The 2,851-nt window shown below is 34.5% G+C and carries 1 protein-coding gene; it reads left to right on the top strand.

The window, feature by feature from the left end; genetic code table 11:
- A partial coding sequence (locus ABD915_RS09200; protein WP_345117594.1) for a type ISP restriction/modification enzyme occupies nucleotides 1–2,482 on the top strand: 2,482 nt, incomplete at its 5' end.
- Between the last annotated feature and the right edge of the window lie 369 nt (nucleotides 2,483–2,851).

The raw sequence follows: 2,851 nt of genomic DNA, 5'->3' as shown, positions 1-2,851 counted from the left end.
AACGAATATCGAAGAAAAAACGAAAGAGCTTGATAAATTTTACAAAAGTGTCACCTTCTGTACAGCAGGTATTACCGAAACTCATGCAAAACAGAATCTTATTATCAAGCTTTATGAAAGTTTTTTTGCCAAGGCATTTAAAAAAACCACGGATAGGCTTGGGATTGTTTATACCCCCGTTGAGGTTGTGGATTTTATTATTCATTCTGTTGATGAAGTGCTACGCAACGAGTTTGGGAAAAGCCTAGGCTCACGTGGTGTTTCTATTCTTGACCCTTTCACTGGAACCGGTACCTTTATCACAAGGCTTTTACAATCTGATCTGATAAAACCAGAGGATATGGAATATAAGTTCCGTCATGATATCCATGCTAACGAGATTGTCTTACTTGCCTATTACATAGCAGCGATTAACATTGAATCGACTTATCATAGTCTTATGAAAGGAGAGTATATTCCTTTCAAACATATCGGTTTGACCGATACGTTTCGGATGCTTGAAGAGAAAAATCTGCTACAAAAATTATTTAAAGAAAACAGTGAATATTTAGAACATCAAAAAAATCTAAATATCGAGGTTATCTTTGGTAATCCTCCTTATTCTATAGGACAAAAAAATGAAAATGATAATGCAAAGAATACTCCTTATCCGATTTTAGATAAACGGATCAGTGAAACTTATGCTGCTCAATCTAAAGTAACGAATATACGAGCGCTTTATGATAGTTATATCCGTGCCATTCGTTGGGCAAGTGACCGTATTGATAATGCTGGGGTAATTGGCTTTGTTTCTGGTTCAAGCTACATAGAAAAACCAGCAATGGACAGTTTGCGAAAATCTTTAGCCAAAGAATTTACGAGTATTTATGTGCTTAATTTACGAGGTGATATCCGTAAAAATATGATGAATAAAAATAACGCTCAAGAAGGTGAGAATGTTTTTGGCAATGGAAGTATGACTGGTATCGCCGTAACACTGTTTATCAAAAATCCCAATGCTTCTGGAGAATGTAAAATTTATTATCATGATATTGGTAATAATCTTACGACAAAAGAAAAACTTACAGCTCTTGAGTATTTTGGTAGTATCAGTGGGATTACGGATAAAACGCGCTGGCAAATAATTACACCAGACGAGCATGGCGATTGGATTAATCAACGTGATAACAGTTTCAAGACATTCCTAGCTCTAGGGGCTAAAAAAGGGCATGATAAAAAGCTATTTGAAACTTATTCTCGTGGTATTATGACGAGTCGTGATGCTTGGGTATATAACTCAAGCCGTGATGTTTTATCAAAAAACATGCACAACATGATTAACTTCTATAATAACGAAGTGCAACGATTTGATGATGTCTACCCTCATGCTGACCGTAAAACACGTGCAAAGTCTATAGATCACTTCGTCAATACAGATGAGAGAAAGATAAGTTGGAGTAGTAGTTTAAAAGAAGAATTGGTAAGAAGAAAATTTTCTGAATTTGAGAGTGATTGCTTAATTCAAAGCTTGTATCGTCCTTTTACACAACAGTGGCTCTACTACAATCGTATTTTTAATGAAAGAACTTACCAAATGCCGTGGATATTCCCTATAGGGCAAGCGGTTGAAAATAAGGCAATACAAATTTCAGGCATGGGAACTCAATCAGGTTTTTCTGTTTTGATAGCTAAGTCTATACTTGATCTTCATGTGGTGCATAATGGTCAATGCTTTCCAAGGTATTTTTACGAAGACACTCCAGTTTCAAAAAGTCAAAGTAAGAAACAATCACATTTATTTGCAAATGCTACAGAACAAAACAAAACAACTGGTTTACAGAGGCATGACGCCATTACGGATGAAGGGCTAGCCCATTTTCAAGCCGCTTATCCTAATGAAAAAATCTCTAAGGATGATCTATTCTATTACGTATATGGTCTCTTACATTCAGAAGATTACCGTGCCCGTTATGCTGATAACCTCTCTAAAGAATTGCCTCGTATTCCTTTCGTAAAAACTGCTGAAGATTTTTGGAAATTTGTGACAGCAGGACGTGAACTGGGGCATTTGCACGTAAATTATGAAGATGTAGAACCTTATCCGGTGACCTTTAAAAAGGGTGACCCTAAACTTATGAATATCCATAATCCTAAAGAATTCTATTACGTGAATGAAATGAAATTCGCAAAAATTAAGAATAGCAAGGAAAAGGATAAATCGACTGTTATTTATAACAGCAACATCATCATAACAGATATTCCTCTTGAAGCTTATGAGTATATTGTTAATGGCAAGCCCGCTCTTGAATGGGTTATGGGTCGTCAATGTGTTAAGACCGATAAAAAAAGTGGCATTGTGAATGATGCCAATCGCTATGCTGTTGAAACCATTGGTAACCCTGCTTATCCATTGGAATTATTTCAAAGGGTTATTACCGTAAGTTTAGAAACAATGAAGATTGTTAAGAACTTACCAAAATTAGAAATTAGAGAAACTGAATAGACTGCCATGCTCACATAATGGGCATGCTAATCTTATAAGGGGTATAGAACTTATAACCATAATCTATACCTCTCTTGTAAGTTGATTAGATACAATCTTTAAAAAGAGTGTTTATATGCGTTATTTAAAAAATAAGGCGTGCTTTTTTTAACACTGTTATTTGAATTACCTTTAAAAGATTATACCGTGATCTAAAATGATAGCTTTATAGCTTTCAAAAGCTTTGTTTAAAGAGAGTTATATATATATATTCATTTTGCTTATAGGTTTTGAAAGTTCCTAACACCTTCAAAATACCTTCAAAACACATTCTATTAGTTGAATTTACGAATGTATTGTTAATACAAGTTGTTTTTTCAAAATTTAATA

Origin of the sequence: Bartonella jaculi, assembly GCF_039543045.1 — a bacterium.
Taxonomy (GTDB): domain Bacteria; phylum Pseudomonadota; class Alphaproteobacteria; order Rhizobiales; family Rhizobiaceae; genus Bartonella; species Bartonella jaculi.
This window is presented reverse-complemented; position numbering and strand designations above follow the sequence as displayed.